Source organism: Psychromonas sp. Urea-02u-13 (genome assembly GCF_002835995.1).
GTDB lineage: Bacteria > Pseudomonadota > Gammaproteobacteria > Enterobacterales > Psychromonadaceae > Psychromonas.
In genome coordinates this window covers 1-253 of sequence record NZ_PJBZ01000011.1, presented here as the reverse complement: position 1 = coordinate 253, position 253 = coordinate 1, and the positions used below count along the sequence as shown (strand labels likewise).

The following is a 253-nucleotide window of genomic DNA, read 5'->3' as shown; positions in this document are numbered from 1 at the left end:
GCGGCAAACCCCTGCAAGTCCCTATTATCATGGTGTTAGATAGGGCTGGAAATATGGTACACAAGGTTATCGAAAATAATACAAGAGAAAATATTGAGGCTGTCTTAACCCCTGTCATTTCGGCAGATTCAGTACTGTGCACAGATGGAAATATATCTTACATTGGCATTGCCAAAAAATTGAATGTTGACCATAAAAGGTTAATCAATTTGGATAATCAGCGTGTTATTGAAGGTGTTTATCATATTCAAAC

At 37.2% G+C, this 253-nt stretch carries 1 protein-coding gene; it reads left to right on the top strand.

Translation table 11 applies throughout. From position 1 onward, the window contains the following. On the top strand, positions 1 to 253 hold a 253-nt coding region (locus CXF74_RS00035), incomplete at both ends, for a transposase (protein WP_232772386.1).